The sequence below is a fragment of the Pseudoalteromonas caenipelagi genome (assembly GCF_013140855.1).
In the GTDB taxonomy this organism is placed as follows: Bacteria; Pseudomonadota; Gammaproteobacteria; order Enterobacterales; family Alteromonadaceae; genus Pseudoalteromonas; species Pseudoalteromonas caenipelagi.
The window spans coordinates 290,640-308,474 of sequence record NZ_JABBPG010000001.1 but is presented as its reverse complement, the minus strand read 5'-3'; the positions used below and the strand labels follow the sequence as shown (position 1 = coordinate 308,474).

General features: G+C 42.0%; 12 protein-coding genes and 1 pseudogene. 8 read left to right on the top strand and 5 right to left on the bottom strand.

What is annotated here, in order from left to right; genetic code table 11:
* Positions 1-30 precede the first annotated feature (30 nt).
* A pseudogene (locus tag HG263_RS01275) lies at positions 31-501 on the bottom strand (transposase); the annotation flags it as partial.
* Positions 502-780: 279 nt separating this feature from the next.
* On the opposite strand from HG263_RS01275, the gene HG263_RS01270 reads away from it, so the two are divergent.
* A complete protein-coding gene (locus tag HG263_RS01270) occupies positions 781-1,137 on the top strand; it encodes a hypothetical protein (protein WP_171624276.1) in 357 nt (118 codons plus the stop codon).
* Between the two features lie 417 nt (positions 1,138-1,554).
* On the opposite strand, the gene HG263_RS01265 is transcribed toward HG263_RS01270, so the two are convergent.
* Positions 1,555-4,092: a glycoside hydrolase family 3 protein gene (locus HG263_RS01265; RefSeq protein WP_171624275.1), complete on the bottom strand. Its 2,538-nt coding sequence runs from the start codon at positions 4,090-4,092 to the stop codon at positions 1,555-1,557.
* On the bottom strand, positions 4,089-5,360 hold the full coding sequence (locus tag HG263_RS01260; RefSeq protein WP_171624274.1) for a sugar MFS transporter: 1,272 nt from the start codon (positions 5,358-5,360) through the stop codon (positions 4,089-4,091). Before HG263_RS01260 ends, HG263_RS01265 begins: the two co-directional genes overlap by 4 nt.
* A 223-nt stretch (positions 5,361-5,583) precedes the next feature.
* Between HG263_RS01260 and HG263_RS01255 the strand changes: the two genes are divergently transcribed.
* The 7 genes from HG263_RS01255 to HG263_RS01225 all read left to right on the top strand — a co-directional run bounded on the left by HG263_RS01255 (position 5,584) and on the right by HG263_RS01225 (position 15,844).
* Entirely contained in the window at positions 5,584-6,921 is a 1,338-nt protein-coding gene (locus tag HG263_RS01255; protein WP_171624273.1) for a GH1 family beta-glucosidase, read from the top strand.
* A gap of 11 nt (positions 6,922-6,932) precedes the next feature.
* A complete protein-coding gene (locus HG263_RS01250; RefSeq protein ID WP_171624272.1) occupies positions 6,933-8,276 on the top strand; it encodes a glycoside-pentoside-hexuronide (GPH):cation symporter in 1,344 nt (447 codons plus the stop codon).
* A gap of 15 nt (positions 8,277-8,291) precedes the next feature.
* On the top strand, positions 8,292-9,293 hold the full coding sequence (locus tag HG263_RS01245) for a LacI family DNA-binding transcriptional regulator (RefSeq protein ID WP_171624271.1): 1,002 nt from the start codon (positions 8,292-8,294) through the stop codon (positions 9,291-9,293).
* A 211-nt stretch (positions 9,294-9,504) separates the two neighbouring features.
* Positions 9,505-12,465 (top strand): TonB-dependent receptor, encoded by a 2,961-nt coding sequence (locus HG263_RS01240; protein ID WP_171624270.1) that lies wholly within the window; start codon positions 9,505-9,507, stop codon positions 12,463-12,465.
* A gap of 85 nt (positions 12,466-12,550) precedes the next feature.
* Positions 12,551-14,101, top strand: coding sequence for a tryptophan halogenase family protein (locus HG263_RS01235; RefSeq protein ID WP_171624269.1), 1,551 nt, complete (start codon positions 12,551-12,553; stop codon positions 14,099-14,101).
* Between the two features lie 14 nt (positions 14,102-14,115).
* Positions 14,116-14,829 (top strand): SapC family protein, encoded by a 714-nt coding sequence (locus HG263_RS01230; protein ID WP_171624268.1) that lies wholly within the window; start codon positions 14,116-14,118, stop codon positions 14,827-14,829.
* A 1-nt stretch (position 14,830) separates the two neighbouring features.
* Complete coding sequence (locus tag HG263_RS01225) at positions 14,831-15,844, top strand: cupin-like domain-containing protein (RefSeq protein ID WP_171624267.1); 1,014 nt, start codon at positions 14,831-14,833, stop codon at positions 15,842-15,844.
* A gap of 2 nt (positions 15,845-15,846) precedes the next feature.
* Here the strand turns inward: HG263_RS01225 and HG263_RS01220 are convergent, their stop codons facing one another.
* Together HG263_RS01220 and HG263_RS01215 are read right to left on the bottom strand one after the other, a co-directional pair.
* Entirely contained in the window at positions 15,847-16,884 is a 1,038-nt protein-coding gene (locus tag HG263_RS01220; RefSeq protein WP_171624266.1) for a helix-turn-helix domain-containing protein, read from the bottom strand.
* The gene (locus HG263_RS01215; RefSeq protein ID WP_171624265.1) at positions 16,884-17,801 is read right to left on the bottom strand and encodes a GGDEF domain-containing protein; all 918 of its coding nucleotides are present in this window, start codon (positions 17,799-17,801) and stop codon (positions 16,884-16,886) included. Before HG263_RS01215 ends, HG263_RS01220 begins: the two co-directional genes overlap by 1 nt.
* Positions 17,802-17,835: the final 34 nt, after the last annotated feature.

Genomic DNA, 17,835 nt, shown 5'->3' with positions numbered 1-17,835 from the left:
TGTACGATCCCCACAAAATCATTATACGTTTCAATAATCATTTTCAGCTCCCACATTTTGAAGCTGCTTAATTGCATTTAAGCAGCTTCGCATATACAGCCTTACGCCTTTATCTACAGCGACACGTTGACCAATAAATTGTAATGACAGTATGTTGCCTGTTTTTAAAGAGTTAGCTTGGTACTGTCTATGCTTGTTCTCAAGTTTAACCGTCATGCCTAAAATCATAAGAAACCAGTGTGCCAAGGTGGTGAGCAATACAAGCAAGGATAAACGGCTTTGAATGGTTGCTTTATTGTATGTGAACCCTTGTCCAAAACGCCGACTTTTCATATCTCTAAATCCTTCTTCTATCTGCATTCTTAGCTGGTAAATCTTGACTAGCTTAGTTGCAGAGTTACGTGAATAAGGAAGTGAGCTAGAGATAAGCCATGGATCTCTCGCTGATTTAATATGCACTTTTGCATGCTTTGATTGTTTTGGTTTTCCCGAACGATTGAGTTCTTTTCTTCCTTTCGCTTTTTGCTTGTAGACAACAAGCTGGCAGGGAAGTTACTTTTTGGGAACATATCGGTTAATATTGAAATGAACTTGAGGGATTAAAAAGACAAGGTCAGAGATTTTAAGCATGACTTTAAGAGCCTGTCCATCTTAGTTTGTCCATCTTAGTTTCTATTAAAGTCGGATTCGTAACAGTTTGTTCGGTTCCGCTTCGCTTCACATTTTAGTAAACTATTAATCAGCCCCATATTTGGGCGTTAGCTTTCACAAGGAAACCTCATGAAAAAATTTCTACTACTACTTTTAATAATGTCGCCTCCGGTGCTTTCAGGAACAATCAAATGTACTGGCACTGTAGAAAAATTAGGTCTTCATTCATCAAATAAAATCATGCTTAAGTTAAGCTCCATGAATCAGGCTGTGTTTATTTGTCAACCGAATCAAGAGTGGAGCGTTCCAGGAACGAACTACAAAACTAGTCCGGAGATGTGTAATTCTTTGCTTTCAATGTTAATGCATGCCAAATCCACTAACGCTCAAATGGGCAGCGTCTGGTTTGACGGGGACGATGTCCCTACGAGCTGTAACGGTTGGGAAAGTTGGAAAACTGCAAATATTAGATATTTTCTATATTAAAAAGGTAATCTATGGGGTCAGAGTTGTTGATTTTAATAATACTATTTAACGGCTGCTTCTGGCGCGAAACTGTCCTTAGTCTCTAACTCAATTCTGTCCAGAAATGACTCGGTTGAGCGTCCTTATCGTAAATAGATTTAAGATATTAATTTGCTGTTGAACGACCAAGCTTGGCACATCAGCGACTGTCTGGTTTTATTGAGGTCTATTGAACGAATCTGACAGGCCAAATTTAAGACTTATTCAAATCATTAACCTGAAAAATGGCTTGTATTTTTACTTCACTCACTTATTTTAACGGCACTTTTTAGTGGCAGGTTAAATTAGTTCTAAAACTGCGTTGCGCTCCCTCATCTAATTTGTTTATCTCAAAGGGCCTGTCGGCCTTTTGAGATATAAACATATTTTTAATCTGACTTATTCGCTGCAAGAGTGCACAAGCGCTGTATCTGTGTTGGTATTGAAAGATATATTAGAAACGACTAAATTAAGAGGTCCTTTGCTTGCGATAGCAAAAGGGCTATACACTTTTGCCATATTGTCGGTGTCGTTGGCAAAACAATTAGTAGCAATGTGAATTGTTTTCCACTTACCCTTATCCTTATTTGTAACTAATTTTGATAGTAAAACTCCTTGCGAACACGCCACATCGCAATTGATACCAACTTTTGCGTCATTCGATACATCACTATTGAGCAACATATCGAAACTTAGCACACTTCCTTTGCTGTTAAATGCACGCAAGTCTTCAGGAAATACATGAGCGATTGCAACTTTACTGATCTCACTACTCATAAAATGAATTGCACGTGCATCTTCTTGTACAAATCGGTCTGTGGTTCTCACCCTTACACTCTCTAATTTTGCAGTATTGCTTGTCATGGTCAATGACTTTTCAGCGCTATGCAGTTGTAACGACCAAGGAGATTTTACCGTGCCTTGCATAATCGCTAATTTACTAACAGAGTTTGCAGTCTGAGTAATTTCTTCAGACAGTAACGGCAGGTTTGTTTGGTCGCGATAAGTTAATCCATAGCCATAGGCAAATAGGGGGGCGTACTGTTCGTTACCAACATTCACAGCGGTATCATCTGGGCTGTTAGGCCACGAAAAAGATAATTGACCTTTAAAGTCGTGGTTAATTTTTCCATCAGCGTTACTAAACAGTACATCTGCAACACCTTTACCTTCAGAGCCCGGTAACCAAGCGACGACAAATGCGTCAGATGCGTTTATCTCTGGATTGACCCAAAGAGGGCGGCCAGTAATAAACACCGATACCACAGGAATACCTTGGGCTTTTAATTGCTTTAAGAGCGCAAGATCTTTAGCCTGACCTCGTTGATAATCAAGGTTGTCTAAATCCCCATTTCCCTCAGCGTATGGTTCTTCACCAAAGACCACGATTGCTACATCGGGTTTGTCAGTAAATGACCCGTCAACACTGAGTTGCACTTGTCCGCCGTGCGCAGATACAACGTCATTTATACCATCATAAATCGAACTACCACCAGGGAAGTCTTCATTACTGTTACCTGTGCCTTGCCATGTAATAGTCCAGCCGCCCGATTGTTTGCCAATGTTGTCGGCACCATCACCTGCCACTAAAATACGCGTGCTAGGTTTAAGTGGTAAAATACCGTCATTATTTTTAAGTAATACCAGCGACTCGCGTACCGCTTGACGTGCAACCGCACGGTGTTCAGGGTGACCGATCAGTTCAGTTTTACCAGAAAGCGCTCTGTTTGCAGGGCTAGGCTTGTCAAATAAGCCCGCCCTAAATTTGACTCTGAGAATACGAGACACTGCGTCATCAATTCGGGTTTGGCTTATTTCGCCATTTTTAACTTGCGCTATCGTATTTTCAAGCAGCGGTTTCCACGCATTAGTGGGAACCATAAATATATCAAGTCCTGCATTGATACTTTGACTGCAGTTTTCATTACTACACCCAGTCACTTGGCCGTGACCATTCCAATCACCGACCACAAAACCGTCAAACCCCATTTGAGTTTTTAATACATCGGTGAGCAAGTATTTGTTGCCATGTATTTTTTCACCATGCCAACTGTTAAAAGAAGCCATCACCGATTGCGCACCAGCACCCAAACCTTGTACGTAGCCCTGAGCATGTATGTCAAACAGGTCTTGTTCGTTATCAAGGTTATTACCTTGATCATCACCACCTTGAGTGCCACCATCACCAACAAAGTGTTTAACGGTGCTAATAACCTGTTGATCACCTAAAAAGCCATCACCGGGTCGACCTTGCAATCCTGATACAATTGCTGCAGCGTACTTGCCAACGATGGCTGGGTCTTCAGAATAACCTTCGTAGGTGCGACCCCAACGGTCATCACGCACAACGGCAACGGTTGGTGCAAATACCCAATCAATGCCGGTAACCATCACTTCTTTTGCTGTGATAGCGGCTATTTTTTCAATAAGCTCTGGGTTATTAGCGGCGCCTAACCCTATGTTATGAGGAAATAGAGTCGCGCCAATGACGTTATTATGTCCGTGAACCGCATCGGTGCCCCACATGGTAGGAATATTAATCCCATCAAGGCTATCGTCTACAGATGCTTGATACATCTTTTCGGCCAACGCTATCCAGTCAGCAGGCGTAGCGTGCTTGTTATTGTTTGGAAATGCGCCCCCGCCATTTAAATATGAACCAAAGCCATAGCGGCGCATGTCTTCAACGGTGACATCGCGGATCTCTGGCTGGATCATTTGTGCGACCTTTTGCTCTAGCGTCATTTTTGCCAGTAGCGCGGATACCTTGCTTTCAACTGTTTTATCTACAGGCACAGTTTTGGGCAATTTAGGCCATATAGCCGTGTTTGCAGCGTGTGTCGTTTGCTCTGTTTTTGAGTCTAAATCTTGTGCACAGCCCGATAACCCAAAAGCGGCGATCATGACAGGGGTGATTAAAGAAATTCTTGGCATCATAATTTTTCCGGTTGAATGTCGAAGCGTTTAAATTTTTGTGGTGTCGTACCTGCAAAACCGTAGTAAGCGATATAAACAAAGCACAATAAGGGCAATACAAAAGAAGCCTGTAGGCCGATATTATCGGCTAGCATGCCTTGTAGTAGTGGCACAATAGCTCCCCCTACGATAGCTAAACATAATAAGCCAGACGCTTGGGCTGTTTGCGCTTTCAAAGAGTTAATAGCCAAACTAAAAATTGTTGGAAACATAATAGAGTTGCATAAGCCCACTAGCAGTAAAGACCACATTGCCAGCGCACCATTGGTAAAAATTGCCAACAGCACCAGTATTGCGCCCATAAGCGCGTGGAATACAAGTACATTTGCTGCATTCACCTTTTGCATTACGGCTGCACCAACAAAACGACCAACCATTGCGCCGCCCCAATAGTAGGTAATCAAATGGGCAGCATGTGCTTCTTCAAGCCCCGCAATGTTTTCAAGACCAATGTAATTGATTAAAAAGCTGCCAATGGCTACTTCACCACCAACGTATAAAAATAAAGCAACTGCGCCCAAGCTCAAATGTTTGTGATGCAAAATAGCAAAACGACTGGTCATCGTATTTTGCTCTTCGTTATGCTTAACACTGGGAAGTTTTATCAATGCAAATACCAAAGCAAGAGCCAATAACATGCCAGCTAACAATAAATAAGAAAACTGAACTTCGCTGCCATCTTGACTGGTAACTCCTGCAGATAAAATCAGCATACTGCCAAATGCTGGCGCTACAGTAGTGCCCAATGAATTAAATGCTTGAGTCATGGTCAAGCGAGAAGATGCTGTTTTGGGGCTGCCTAATATACTTACAAACGGATTTGCTGAAACTTGTAATATTGTAATTCCGCTGGCTAAAACAAATAACGCCCCAAGAAACAAGCTATACTGAGCCAATGCTGCTGCAGGATAAAAAAGTGCACATCCTAGAGCGGCAACCAGTAACCCAGTTACAATACCTCTTTGAAAACCCAGCTTAGCAACCAATTTTCCCGCAGGGAGTGAGACCACAAAGTAGGCACCAAAAAAGCAAAATTGGATCAACATAGCTTGAGTGTAGTTAAGCGAAAACATTGCTTTGAGGTAAGGGATCAAAATATCATTTAAGCAGGTTATAAAGCCCCACATAAAAAACAGTGTTGTGAGTGCACTTAGTGCAAACATATTATTTGTGCCGCTGTGCTGTTCAGCTGTGCCATGTGGTGGCATTACCGGTGGAGACCCTGCCATACTTGTTCCTCATTATAATTAAACTTTTTATTTTAATAGCTTAGCGATTTAAATATTAAAACGGCTTGACCATTTACTAGATTACCATTAACGTTAAGTAAAAATGTAAGCGCTTTCATTTATAGCATAGTCATGATGTAAAGCAACAAGCAAGGCTTTTTTGTTATCGAGTTTTAATAAATCGAAAGCTGCTTTAAACGATAAAAAATTAAGAGTAGAACTAATGAACTCATTGAAGTTGTCAAACATGTCACCGCTTAACGACCCGTCTTTTATGTTTGGCGTTGCCACGTCTTCGTTTCAAATTGAAGGTGCGCGTGGGTCAAGGCAAGATACGATTTGGGATACGTTCTGCCTTAAAAAAGGTGCGATTGCAGACTCGTCCAATGGTGATACAGCCTGTGAGCATGTTAAATATTGGCAACAAGATATACAAATGATCGCAAATCTAGGTGTGGATGCATATCGCTTTTCTATTGCGTGGGGGCGTGTAGTGAACCAAGATGGTTCCCCAAACCCAGAAGGATTAGCGTTTTATAGTCGTCTTTTAGATAAGCTAGAAGCGCTAGATATAAAAGCATTTGTTACGCTATACCATTGGGACTTACCACAGCATCTTGAAGATAAAGGCGGTTGGTTAAACCGAGACACTGCTTTTGAATTCGCCCATTATGTGGATATTGTCTCAAAGGAATTTGCACATAGAGTGTATTCGTATGCAACACTCAATGAACCTTGGTGCAGTGCATATTTAGGTTATGAAGTGGGTATTCATGCACCAGGTTTAAAAGGCAAGCAGCGAGGTAAGCAGGCGGCGCATAATTTGTTACTCGCACATGGCTTGGCGATGCAGGTGCTGCGCAAAAATAGTCCAAAGAGCAAAAATGGCATTGTGCTTAATTTTAGCCCTAGTTATGCTGCAAGTAGCAACGAACAAGATATTGCAGCTGCTAAGCTGGCAGATGAACACTTTAATCAATGGTATTTACGACCTATTTTGCAAGGGAGCTACCCAGACATTATTCACTCTATGCCTAAAGAGCACCGACCACAGGTTGAAGCTGGAGATATGTCGCTCATTTCGCAACCGATAGACTTTCTTGGCGTTAATTATTACAGCAGGGCAATTTACCAGCACTGTGAGCAAGATGGTTTTAAGGTTTGTTCACCTCAGAGTATGAATCTGACAGATATGGGGTGGGAGGTCTACCCGCAAGGTCTGGTTAAATTATTAACCGACTTAAATAAGCGCTACACTTTGCCAGACATCTATATTACAGAAAATGGTGCCGCAATCGACGATAAACTGATTGATGGTCAAGTGGTTGATAACGCGCGGATCGCTTATTATAAAAGCCATTTAGATGCTGTTGAGCAGGCGATAGTTGCAGGCGTGAATATCAAAGGGTATTTTGCTTGGAGCTTAATGGACAACTTTGAATGGGCGCTAGGATATAAAAAACGTTTTGGTATTATTTATGTTGATTACCAAACCCAGCAAAGAACACTTAAACAAAGCGCCTTGGCATATCAAGATATGCTGCTATCGCGAAAAATATAGAGACAACATTTATGCTGACAAAAAAAGAAAAAATAGCATATGGATTAGGGGACACCGCGAGTAATTTAATTTTTCAAACAGTTATGATGTTTTTATTGCTGTTTTATACCGATGTGATGGGGATTGAGCCCGCGCTGGTGGGCACACTGTTTCTCGTTGTACGTATATTTGACGCGGTCACCGACCCACTGATGGGCGCTATTGCAGATAGAACGCATACTAAATACGGTCAATATCGTCCTTATTTACTATGGCTTTGCGTACCATTTGCCCTCATTAGTGTTTTGGCTTTTACTACGCCTGACTGGCCATACAATTTAAAGGTGGCTTATGCGTTTGTCACTTATGCTCTATTAATGTTGGTGTATACCGCTATCAACATTCCGTATTCTGCTTTAGGCGGCGTCATGACCGCCGATCCTCAGCAACGAGTCTCGCTGCAATCATATCGGTTTGTATTTGGTATGCTTGGCGGGCTAATCATCGCAGCAGGGACTATGCCTTTGGTCGACTTATTGGGCCAAGGTAATGTGCAAAGGGGCTATCAGCTCACTATGGCTGTTATGGGAGTTCTTGGTTTACTATTGTTTTTATTGTGCTTTTTTGGCACAAAAGAACGCGTGATCGCTAAGCCTAGCGCATCAACCCCATCACTCTCAAGTGACTTTAAATTGTTATATAAAAACTCTCAATGGCGTATTTTGTCATTGGTGGGTGTAAGCCTACTGACAGGGCAAGTGCTTAAAGCATCACTGGCAGTCTATTATGTAAAATATTATTTAGACATGCCACAAATGGTCAGTCATTTTGTGACCCTAGGAATGGTTGCCAGCATTTTAGGGTGTGCGTGCTCTAGTTGGTTGGCGAGTAAAGTGTGTAAGGTAAAAGCCTATATTGTGCTACAAATTTTGGCTGCATTACTGTGTGCACTGGCGTTTTTTGTAAAACAAAGCCAGTGGCAAATTGCATTTGCACTGTTTGCACTGTGGAGCTTTTTTTTGCAAATGGCTACGCCTTTACTGTGGGCTATGATGGCAGATACTATCGACTATGGGCATCTTAGAACCAAACGCCGCGTCACAGGAATGGTCTATTCATCAGTGGTGTTTTTCATCAAAATGGGCATTGCATTGGGCGGTGCTATGGCTGGTTGGTTACTTAGCTATTTTGGTTATCAAGCTGATATGGCACAATCAGAATACACACAACGTGGCATTGCTTTAAGTTTTAGTATATTGCCAGCATTTGGCTCTATTTTGGTTGCTTTTTTAATGCGTAATTATGCACTCGATTCGCAAATGATGTTATCCGTTCAAGCTGAGCTTAGCGAGTTAAAGCAGCAACATAGTCATTAGTTTTTAAGGAAGTGTATGGCCACCATTTATCAAGTCTCTGAGCTGGCGGGGGTATCGCTAGCGACAGTGTCTCGAGTAATGAATAATAACGCTAAAGTCAGCGATAAAACCAAACAAAAGGTGTTAGATGCGATGGCTCAGTTAGGCTATCAACCTAACTCGATTGCTCAGTCGCTTGCGTCTAATCGCTCCAATAGTGTCGGTGTTTTAGTTTCTGAACTTCATGGTCCATTTTTTGGCGATATGATGAGTGCTATCGAAGAAACACTGAGGTACGAGGGGAAGCACACCATAATTACCTCCGGTCACTCAGATGAGAAAAGAGAAAAAGAAAGCATAGAGTTTTTAATTGGCCGCAAGTGCGATGCGCTTATTTTACATGCAGAAGCGGTCAGTGATGAGTACTTGCTGGAGCTTGAGCAGCGAGGAATAGAGTTTGTCTTAATCAATCGATATATAGAAAGCCTCAAAAACAGGTGTATTTGCCTCGATAACCGTCAAGGTGGCTATCTAGCTACGCAACACCTGCTTAACCTGGGCCATCGACAGCTAGTTTATGTCTCTGGGCCTCTTTGGAAGCAAGATGCGCAAGCGCGCTTAACAGGGCATAAACAGGCGCTCAATGAGGCAAACATAGCATTTACCCAAGCTCAGCTGTTTGAAGGTGACTATCGACAGGACTCAGGGTGTAAAGGGCTAGACTATTTTTTAGAACGGGGTCAAAAGTTTACCGCAATTGTGTGTGCAAATGACGAAATGGCCTCGGGCGTTATGAGTCGAGCTAGGCAATTAGGTATCGTGGTACCTGATGAGCTATCTATCGTTGGTTTCGATAATATTATCTATGCAAGTTATTTGTATCCAACATTGACTACCATAGACTATCCAATTTATGACATGGGTAAAATGGCTGCGTATTCGATACTAAAAACGGTATACAACAAAAAAGATGTGCAAGTGACGCCTGTATTTGTGCCCAAGCTCAAGGTGAGAAATTCGAGTATTCAGCACACATAGACTATAACTAGCTGATATTAATACTAAATAAAACTAAAAAAAATGAGCGTGTGATATTTTATTTGACTATAAGCAGCATATGCTCTAAGTTAAATGTAAGCGCTTTCATATTTTTTTGAAGTTAATTGTAAGCGCTTACATTGTGTGCTTCTTTAAAATGTGAACTACGTTTTCGAGAAGCTATAAACAATCGTGTGGTCCGGGGATCAATATGACAACAAAACATTTTAACAAGTCGGTGTTAGCAACGAGTTTATCGCTTATTTTAGCAGGTAACTTTGCACCTAATGCAGTGGCTCAAGAACAACAAGAAAACATCGAAGTTATCGAAATTTCAGGTATCAAGGGTAGTTTAATCAAATCAATGGACGTGAAGCGAAGCGCTACAGGTGTTGTAGATGCCATTACCGCAGAAGACATTGGTAAATTCCCAGATGCCAACTTGGCCGAATCGCTACAACGTATTACGGGTGTGTCGATAGACCGCAGTAATAACGAAGGTAGTAAAGTAACCGTACGTGGCATGGGACCTGAGTTTAACTTAGTCACCTTGAATGGACGTCAATTGCCCACAGTTGGCGGTCGTTCATTTGATTTTGCAAATATTGCGACCGAAGGTGTCAGTGCGGTCGAAATTTACAAAACAACTAAAGCAGATTTACCAAGCGGTGGTATTGGTGCAACCGTAAATATGTTAACTGCGAGACCTTTAACGTCTCCAGGTCTAAAAGCGTCACTGGGTGTTAAAGGGGTACTTGAAACCTCAAATGAAGCGGGCGATGATATTACGCCTGAAGTGTCGGGTATTTATAGCAATACTTTCAATGATGATAAATTTGGTGTGTTGTTGTCGGGCTCTTACCAAGACAGAAACAACCGTGAAGAAAAAGCGGCTATCGACAACTGGATCCCCAATGTAGACTTGAGTGCTTCACCAAATCTTGACCTCACAGACAACAACCAGCGCTCGGATGGTGCAACGTGGTACCCGCAAAACTCTGGTTATTCAATTAATGATAATGAGCGTACTCGTGTAAACGGCCAGCTTGTATTGCAATACGCAGCCAATGACGACTTTACAGCAACAGTTGACTATACCTATTCAAAATTAGAATTTGAATCAAATCGGAACGCCTTTGGTGTGTGGTTTAACAACGGCGGTAACGTTAAAAGTGCCACGATTAACGAAAATGGCACATACACCAATGTAGCGGAAGTTGGCGGCGACTATGCAACTAACCTAAGCCGTGCAGAATATGTAAATGAAAACAAGTCATTAGGGTTAAACCTGCAATGGCAAGCATCTGACTCTCTTAAATTTGAGCTTGATGCACATGACTCTTCTGCAACCAACAAAGGTGCTGGGTTGGGTAATGATGCATTTGTGATCATAGGCAACACGTCTTGTGGTTTTTGTGATGATGCAGGCGATGCGTTTGGCCCGAATACTGCAAATATTAATGTGAAGACCAATGCGGTGTCGGGTAGCGGCGTGCCTTTGTGGGGCTTTGACTTAGTTGACGGTCAAGGTAATCCTCAGGCTGAGCTTACAGGCGCAGACATGGGTTCGTTATTTGGCGCTGTAACGCAAGAAGATAAAACTAATGATATGACCCAGTTCCAGCTTAAAGGTGAATGGGTTAACAATGAAAGCGGCTTTTTAAACAAAGTGTCTTTTGGTGCAGCACGTACAAAAATGGAATTTAGACAAACCACTGCTTACTCACAAAACTTACCAGCCGGTTGGTGGAACTGGTCAGCAGTACACTTCCCTGATGATATGTTTAACCGTGTCGCAATTGATGGCATGTTAGATGGTTTTTCGAATGCTGGAAATAAGCCAGTTAATTACTATCTAACTGCCGATTTCGACAAAGTTCTTAATTTGTTTGAAACCATTGAAGATACCATCGCTCCGGATATTTTCAACGATGGTTGGCCGCAGGAGGTCAATGGTCAATTTCAAGCCGGTCCAATTGATAATGATAGCCGAGTCAAAGAGACAACAACATCACTTTATACTCAAGCTAACATGACCTTTGATGTTGCAGATAGACCATTAAACGTGTCAGTAGGTGTACGGTACGAAAAAACCGACATTGACTCGATGGGTTTGGAGCGACCTGCTGTTGCTATGGAGTGGGTAAATGGTAATGAATGGGAATACGTTTATGCATCAGAGCAAAGTTTCTCCGATGGTTCAGGCGAGACTGAAGAGTTTTTACCCAGTATTGATATAGATTATGAGCTAATGGATGACGTGATTGCACGTGCGTCGTACTCACGCTCTTTGACACGTCCACCTATTGGCGCATTAGGCTCAACCAAAAACTTTGTTGGCAATCCGAAAGTTGGCCAGCGTAAAGTTGAAGTAGGTAATCCTCAGTTAAAGCCTTATGTCGCCGATAATTACGATGTGTCACTTGAGTATTACTATGACGAAGGTAGTTATGTGTCTGTGGGTTACTTCAATAAAAAAGTTGATAACTTCCTTGTTAATGTCACAACCAATGAGACGATAGAAGGCCTTCGTGATGTCTTTATCGGGCCGCGAGCTGAAGAAGCACGCGAGCAGTTGATTGCAGAAGGTATCCAGCCGTCAGATCAGGCCATCCACGACCGCATCAATGCCAACATGGGCGCTGAATCTGGTTCGCGTATCGGTGCTGATGAGACAGATCCATTAGCCTCCTTTGCGGTTTCAAAAGACGTAAACCTAAGATCATCTAGTTTATATGGATGGGAGATTGCACTACAACACATGTTTGGTGATAGTGGCTTTGGTGTACAAGCAAATGCGACTATGGTTAACGGTGACGTAAGCGTAAATCGCGATATCACAACGCCGCAGTTTGCGTTAGTGGGCATGAGCGATTCAGCCAATCTATCGGCAATTTACGATAAAGATGGTTTATCGGTCAGGGTTTCATACAACTGGCGTGATGAATTTTTGTCTGATTTTGATCAGCACTCTTCACCTGCATTTACGGAAGCTTACTCACAAATTGACGTAAACGTAAACTATCAAGTAACGGAGCAGTTGACGGTATTCTTTGAAGGATTGAATATCACCGAGGAAACGCAGCGTGTGTACGTGCGTTACCCTGAGCAATTCTTAAATGGTGCTCAATACGGTGCTCGCTATAACTTAGGTGCGCGTTATACTTTCTAACCTGCGTTTGGAACCGTACTATTATTAATATAAAGCCGCATTTAACTGCGGCTTTGTTTTATAAAATGTCACGAGATAACAGCATATGGCACAGACTAAACAGATAAAACGTGTACTTATTGTTGGCGGCGGAAGTGCCGGTTGGTTAACCGCATGTGTGCTTGCTGCTACGCATAGCCACGAGGTTGAAATAACGCTCATTGAATCTGCAAATATTGCGACGATTGGTGTTGGCGAAGGAACATGGCCAACAATGCGTAACACGCTAGAGAAAATAGGAATAACGGAAGGGGAATTTATACAAAGATGTGATGCGTCATTCAAACAAGGCTCTGAATTTGTCAATTGGGCTAAGGCACAAAATCATTCGTATTATCACCCATTTTCTTTGCCTGTTGGGTTCGAACAAGACATTGATATGGTTTCACCTTGGCTAACGGTTAAAGATAAAGTCGATTTTGCCCACGCGGTAAGCGCTCAAGCTTACTGGTGCGATGAAAACAAAGCACCTAGGTTGCCCAGTGATATACAATTTGCAGGCAAAGCTAATTATGGTTATCACCTTAACGCGGATAAATTCGCGAAGTTACTTAAAGAGCACGCGACAGAGCGACTTGGCGTAAAACTTATTGTAGATGATGTATGTAAAGTCCTTGGCGATAATGATGGCGATATACTTGCCGTTACGAGCATCGACCATGGTCAAATTACTGCTGACTTGTTTATTGATTGTACAGGCAGTAAATCACTTTTATTAGGTGAGCACTTTAAAGTCTCTTGGTTGTCACAAAAACACATATTGAAAAATGACAGCGCAGTTGCCGTACAGGTCATGCATAGTGACGAGCAAGCAAAAATTGCGTCATGCACTAAATCAACAGCCCAACCCTATGGCTGGATATGGGATATTGCATTGCCAACCCGCAGAGGCATTGGTTATACCTTTGCAAGTGAGTATTGTGACTTTGATACTGCGAAGCTGCAACTAGCTAATTATATCACTGATCAAGGCTTAGAAGCGCCAGCACCCAGTACATTTAAAGAGATCAAATTCAATCCAGGATTTAGAGAAAAGCTTTGGCACAATAACTGTGTGGCAATCGGTATGTCTGCAGGTTTTTTGGAACCGCTTGAAGCGTCAGCTTTGGTTATGATAGAGCTAAGTGCTCAATATCTCATTGACAATTTCCCCAAAACGCATTCGATGATGAATGTGGTTGCAAATCGGTTTAATGCCAAATTTGTTTATCGTTGGCACCGCATCATCGACTTTTTAAAATTGCATTACGTCTTAAGCAGTCGTGATGACACGGCCTATTGGCAAACCATGCGCGCTGAGCATATACCGCAAACTCTGCAAGAATTGCTATTACTTTGGCAATATCAGCCACCTAAGCACAGTGATTTAGATCACATCGATGAGGTTTTCTCTGCGGCAAGTTATCAGTATGTGTTATTTGGGATGGGATTTTCTTCAACGCTGTATCAGAGCGCTTGGTCAGATCAAATAAATCATGAAGTGATAAATACTCTGTTCAAACAAGTTACACAAAATGCACAGCGAGGGCTAGGCACGTTACCAACTAACCGAGACTTGTTAACGAATATTACCAAGTTTGGTATTTCAACGATTTAGTTAAAGGACGTTTTATGAGTCAAGAACAACTACTCGATAATATTACTCACAAAGATATCAAAATACTCACTCAGCGCAGTGCAAGCCTTGGCGATGATGTGAGTATTACCCGGGTATTTCCGTCAGAATTTGCGCAACTACAAAGCGATTATCCAATATTTTTTAAAAAGAACGGCCAAACAGGGCAGTTCGAAGCGGTTGCGTTGCTTGGATTTAACGAGCGGGAAAACTTGTATCTAACTCAGAGTGGTTGGCAGGCACAATACATACCGCTGAGCATTCTACGCCAACCTTTTCTAATTGGTTTTGTCGAAAAGCAGCTAAATGGCATTCCGGTGAGTGAACCGGCAGTACATATTGATATGTCACATCCAAGGGTAAGTACACAACAAGGAGAGGCGTTGTTTTCAAGCCAAGGTGGCATGAGCGACTATTTGCAAAATGTTAATAGCATCTTGTTGGCAATCCATAGTGGGCATAGTCAAAGTGAATCTTTTGTTGCTAGCTTACTAAAATATGAGTTGCTAGAAAGCGCGTTAATTAATGCGGGAACTGCACGTTTAAGTGGCTTGTACACTATCAATGAGGACGTACTTTCTCGCTTGACAGACAACGCCATAGTAGAGCTTCATAATCAAGGCTATCTACAGCATATTTATATGGTGTTGGCGTCATTAGGTCAGCTAAGAAAGCTGGTGCGAATGAAAGAGCAGATAGAGGAAAGATAACGTGTTAAACGGGCATATAAAGGCGTACAGCAATTTGACCGCCCAAGAAATGGTTGCAATTGTTATTGCTCAGTCTAAAGAGCGCGTGCCGCAACCTTTGGTGTTCAAAAATGCGGTTAAGGACTGGCCGATTGTTGTGGCGGCAAATCACTCCGATGGAGCATTTTGCGATTATTTGAAGCATTTTGATGCTGGGGTAGGTGTTTATGCCTACCAGTGCGAAGCGAAGTACAAAGGCAGGTTTTTTTATACATCAAGCCATACACAAAAGAACTTTTCGCAAGTAAAAACGCATCTTAAAGATATATTCTGCCAATTACTTAATCAACGTAGCGAAAATCAGCCAAGCCTTTATATGGGGTCAACTACCTTAGGTTATTGTTTACCTAATTTACAGCAAGAAAATAATTTACCTATGCTTGAGCTTGCCCCATTGGTGAGTATCTGGCTTGGTAATCAAAGTGAGGTGGCAGCACATTATGATGTTCCCGATAATATCGCGTGTGTTGTTGCGGGAAAGAGGCAGTTTACCTTGTTTGAACCGCAACTGATCGATTGCTTATATCCCGGGCCCATCGACTTTACACCTGCAGGGCAAGTCGTCAGCATGGTTGATTTTTCGAAACCAGATTATGTAAAGCATCCTAAATTTAAAACCGCATTAGAGGGCGCAAAATTTGTAGAATTAGCGCCTGGTGACGCGATTTATATTCCTAGTATGTGGTGGCACCATGTCAAAAGTACAGAGTCTATCAACGGTTTAATAAACTATTGGTGGCGTCAAAGCGAGGCCTATCTAGGGTTACCAACGGATGCGTTACTTCATGCCATTTTGTCTGTTGGGCATTTGCCGAGCGCTCAGAAACAAGCATACAAGGCGGTATTTGACCATTATGTATTTTCTGATAATGCACATTCTCATATAAACCAAGATGCGTTGGGGAGTTTAGGTGAGATTGATGAGGAAATGGCAAGGAAACTGCGTTGGCAAATTATTCAGAAGCTCAATAGTTAACTTCAAAGGAACGGTTTTGTCTCTGCTCTGAGCTGACTTGGGGTTTTGCCGGTCCAGCGCTTAAAGGCGCGCCGAAAATTTGTAATATCAGTAAAAGCCAGCGCTTGTGCCACTTTTTCATTGGAGTAACCTTGCGCGGTAATGTATATAAGAGACTGCTGTTTTTGCCATTCATCTTTAAGCATTTTGAAGCTGGTATTGTGTTGTTTTAGCTTACGTTTAAGTGTTGCACTACTTATGCCCATTACTGTCGCGATTTGTTCGCTGGTGGCTTTTGGCATTTTTGTTATTAGCTGTGCTAGGTGTTGCTTAAACCCTATTGTGTAGTCAGATAACCTTGATTGTTTAAGATAATAAGAGGTCATAGCTGGGAGCGCATTGTCGCGTTTGTTAAGCAATATGGCGCGGTCAACCGATACTATAAACATCGGATGAGCAAATGAATAATGACAACTTAAATGGCTATGGAACTGCTCAATATGATTAGGTGGTGCGATTGGAAATTTAATATGAAATCCGTGCGACTCTTGTCTTTTAGCCGGCTTGTTGAAATGCCACTTCAGCAAACATTCAATTAAACCCGCTAATAGCTCGTAGAAAAACCCTTTAACGACTTCACAAGGCTCGCACACAGAGAAATTTACCACAAAATGCACTTGCTCGTTCCCATAGTAGCTTTTTGCATACATGTAGGGGAATAGCTCATATTGGGTAAGCTGACTTATTCTAAACATTTGCTGTAAATTTGATGCGTGCATAAGTGCTTGAAACGCATTGCCATGCAAGCTGTGAAATAAGCGCTCTGCAAGTAAAAAGCTAATGCCATCGGCATTCAATAGTTTGGTGGTATTACTGATCACACAGTGTAACTGTGCAAAACTGACTCGTTTCGTTTGCTTATTTAGGTCATCGTAAAATAGCTTAGAGCCTTTGAGTATTTTGTCGGGCATCACCCCTCGTTGTGCCGCCATTTCAACGATTGGTAAAATAAGCGTATGCGCATCAAAAATGGCATCTTCCACTTCATAAAACTGCGCCATTATGCCGCCGACTTTTGGGTATTTAACTGTGCATTAATACGAGCAAGTAAACTTGCTTGTTGCTCGCCCTTGTGTGCTTGTTCACATAACCAATGCACGTCATTACTTCCGGAAATTAAATGGCCTTGCGCGTATGGCCTATGGTTAGAAACTCTATCAGCAACCTGATTGATAACTTGTTTTGCCGTGCTCAAATTGGTGTTAGGCATCAGTACGATAAACCTATCGCTGGCATATCGACAGGCTAAATCTGAGTCACGTAGATTTAACAAGATAATTTGGCCCACATCAGCAAGTAGGCTATTGGCCTTCGTTACACCATATTTTTCGTTAAATACTGAGAACTCTTTTATATCAATTAAAGCAATACAAAATGGAATATTGTGGTGCTTTAATGCCAGTAACTCTTTATCAATTTGCTGTTTCATATATTCGGCGCGGTATAAGCCACTTATAAAATCGGTTAAACCATATTCGCGATAAAAGCGCTCTTTTTTTAACAACATAAAGTTTAATATTTGCTGTTCTTGGTACCAAAAGTACATTGCAAAAGACATGAGTATCATCCCAATAAATGCGGGAAACGCCTCAAATGCACTGAGCCAAGTATTAGCGCTATCAAAACGGTAAAACTCATCGAGGAAGTCCATAAGCATCGAAATGTGCATTGCAGATAAGCCAAAAAACAGTAACAGGGTGACGTTTCCTTTGGGTCGAGACAGTAGTGTTGCTATCAGCCAAAGTAGCGTCATAAAGGCAATACCCCCTTCACAGATACAATCTATCCAATCTACTGCATCAGTATTTTTTAGTGTGCTGTTGCTTGCAACCGTTAGAATTGTGGTAGGGATCACTATGGCCAGCAGTACCCACAATGGCTTGTGTAGTTTAAAGAAACTTTGTTGTATAACGCTCATTTATTGCCTTAGAAGTCTAAATTTTTTAGAGATG

Coding starts and splice junctions, on each gene's coding strand:
- HG263_RS01270 (WP_171624276.1), top strand. CDS start 781: ATGAAAAAATTTCTACTACTACTTTTAATAATGTCGCCTCCGGTGCTT.
- HG263_RS01265 (WP_171624275.1), bottom strand. CDS start 4,092: ATGATGCCAAGAATTTCTTTAATCACCCCTGTCATGATCGCCGCTTTT.
- HG263_RS01260 (WP_171624274.1), bottom strand. CDS start 5,360: ATGGCAGGGTCTCCACCGGTAATGCCACCACATGGCACAGCTGAACAG.
- HG263_RS01255 (WP_171624273.1), top strand. CDS start 5,584: ATGAACTCATTGAAGTTGTCAAACATGTCACCGCTTAACGACCCGTCT.
- HG263_RS01250 (WP_171624272.1), top strand. CDS start 6,933: ATGCTGACAAAAAAAGAAAAAATAGCATATGGATTAGGGGACACCGCG.
- HG263_RS01245 (WP_171624271.1), top strand. CDS start 8,292: ATGGCCACCATTTATCAAGTCTCTGAGCTGGCGGGGGTATCGCTAGCG.
- HG263_RS01240 (WP_171624270.1), top strand. CDS start 9,505: ATGACAACAAAACATTTTAACAAGTCGGTGTTAGCAACGAGTTTATCG.
- HG263_RS01235 (WP_171624269.1), top strand. CDS start 12,551: ATGGCACAGACTAAACAGATAAAACGTGTACTTATTGTTGGCGGCGGA.
- HG263_RS01230 (WP_171624268.1), top strand. CDS start 14,116: ATGAGTCAAGAACAACTACTCGATAATATTACTCACAAAGATATCAAA.
- HG263_RS01220 (WP_171624266.1), bottom strand. CDS start 16,884: ATGGCGCAGTTTTATGAAGTGGAAGATGCCATTTTTGATGCGCATACG.
- HG263_RS01215 (WP_171624265.1), bottom strand. CDS start 17,801: ATGAGCGTTATACAACAAAGTTTCTTTAAACTACACAAGCCATTGTGG.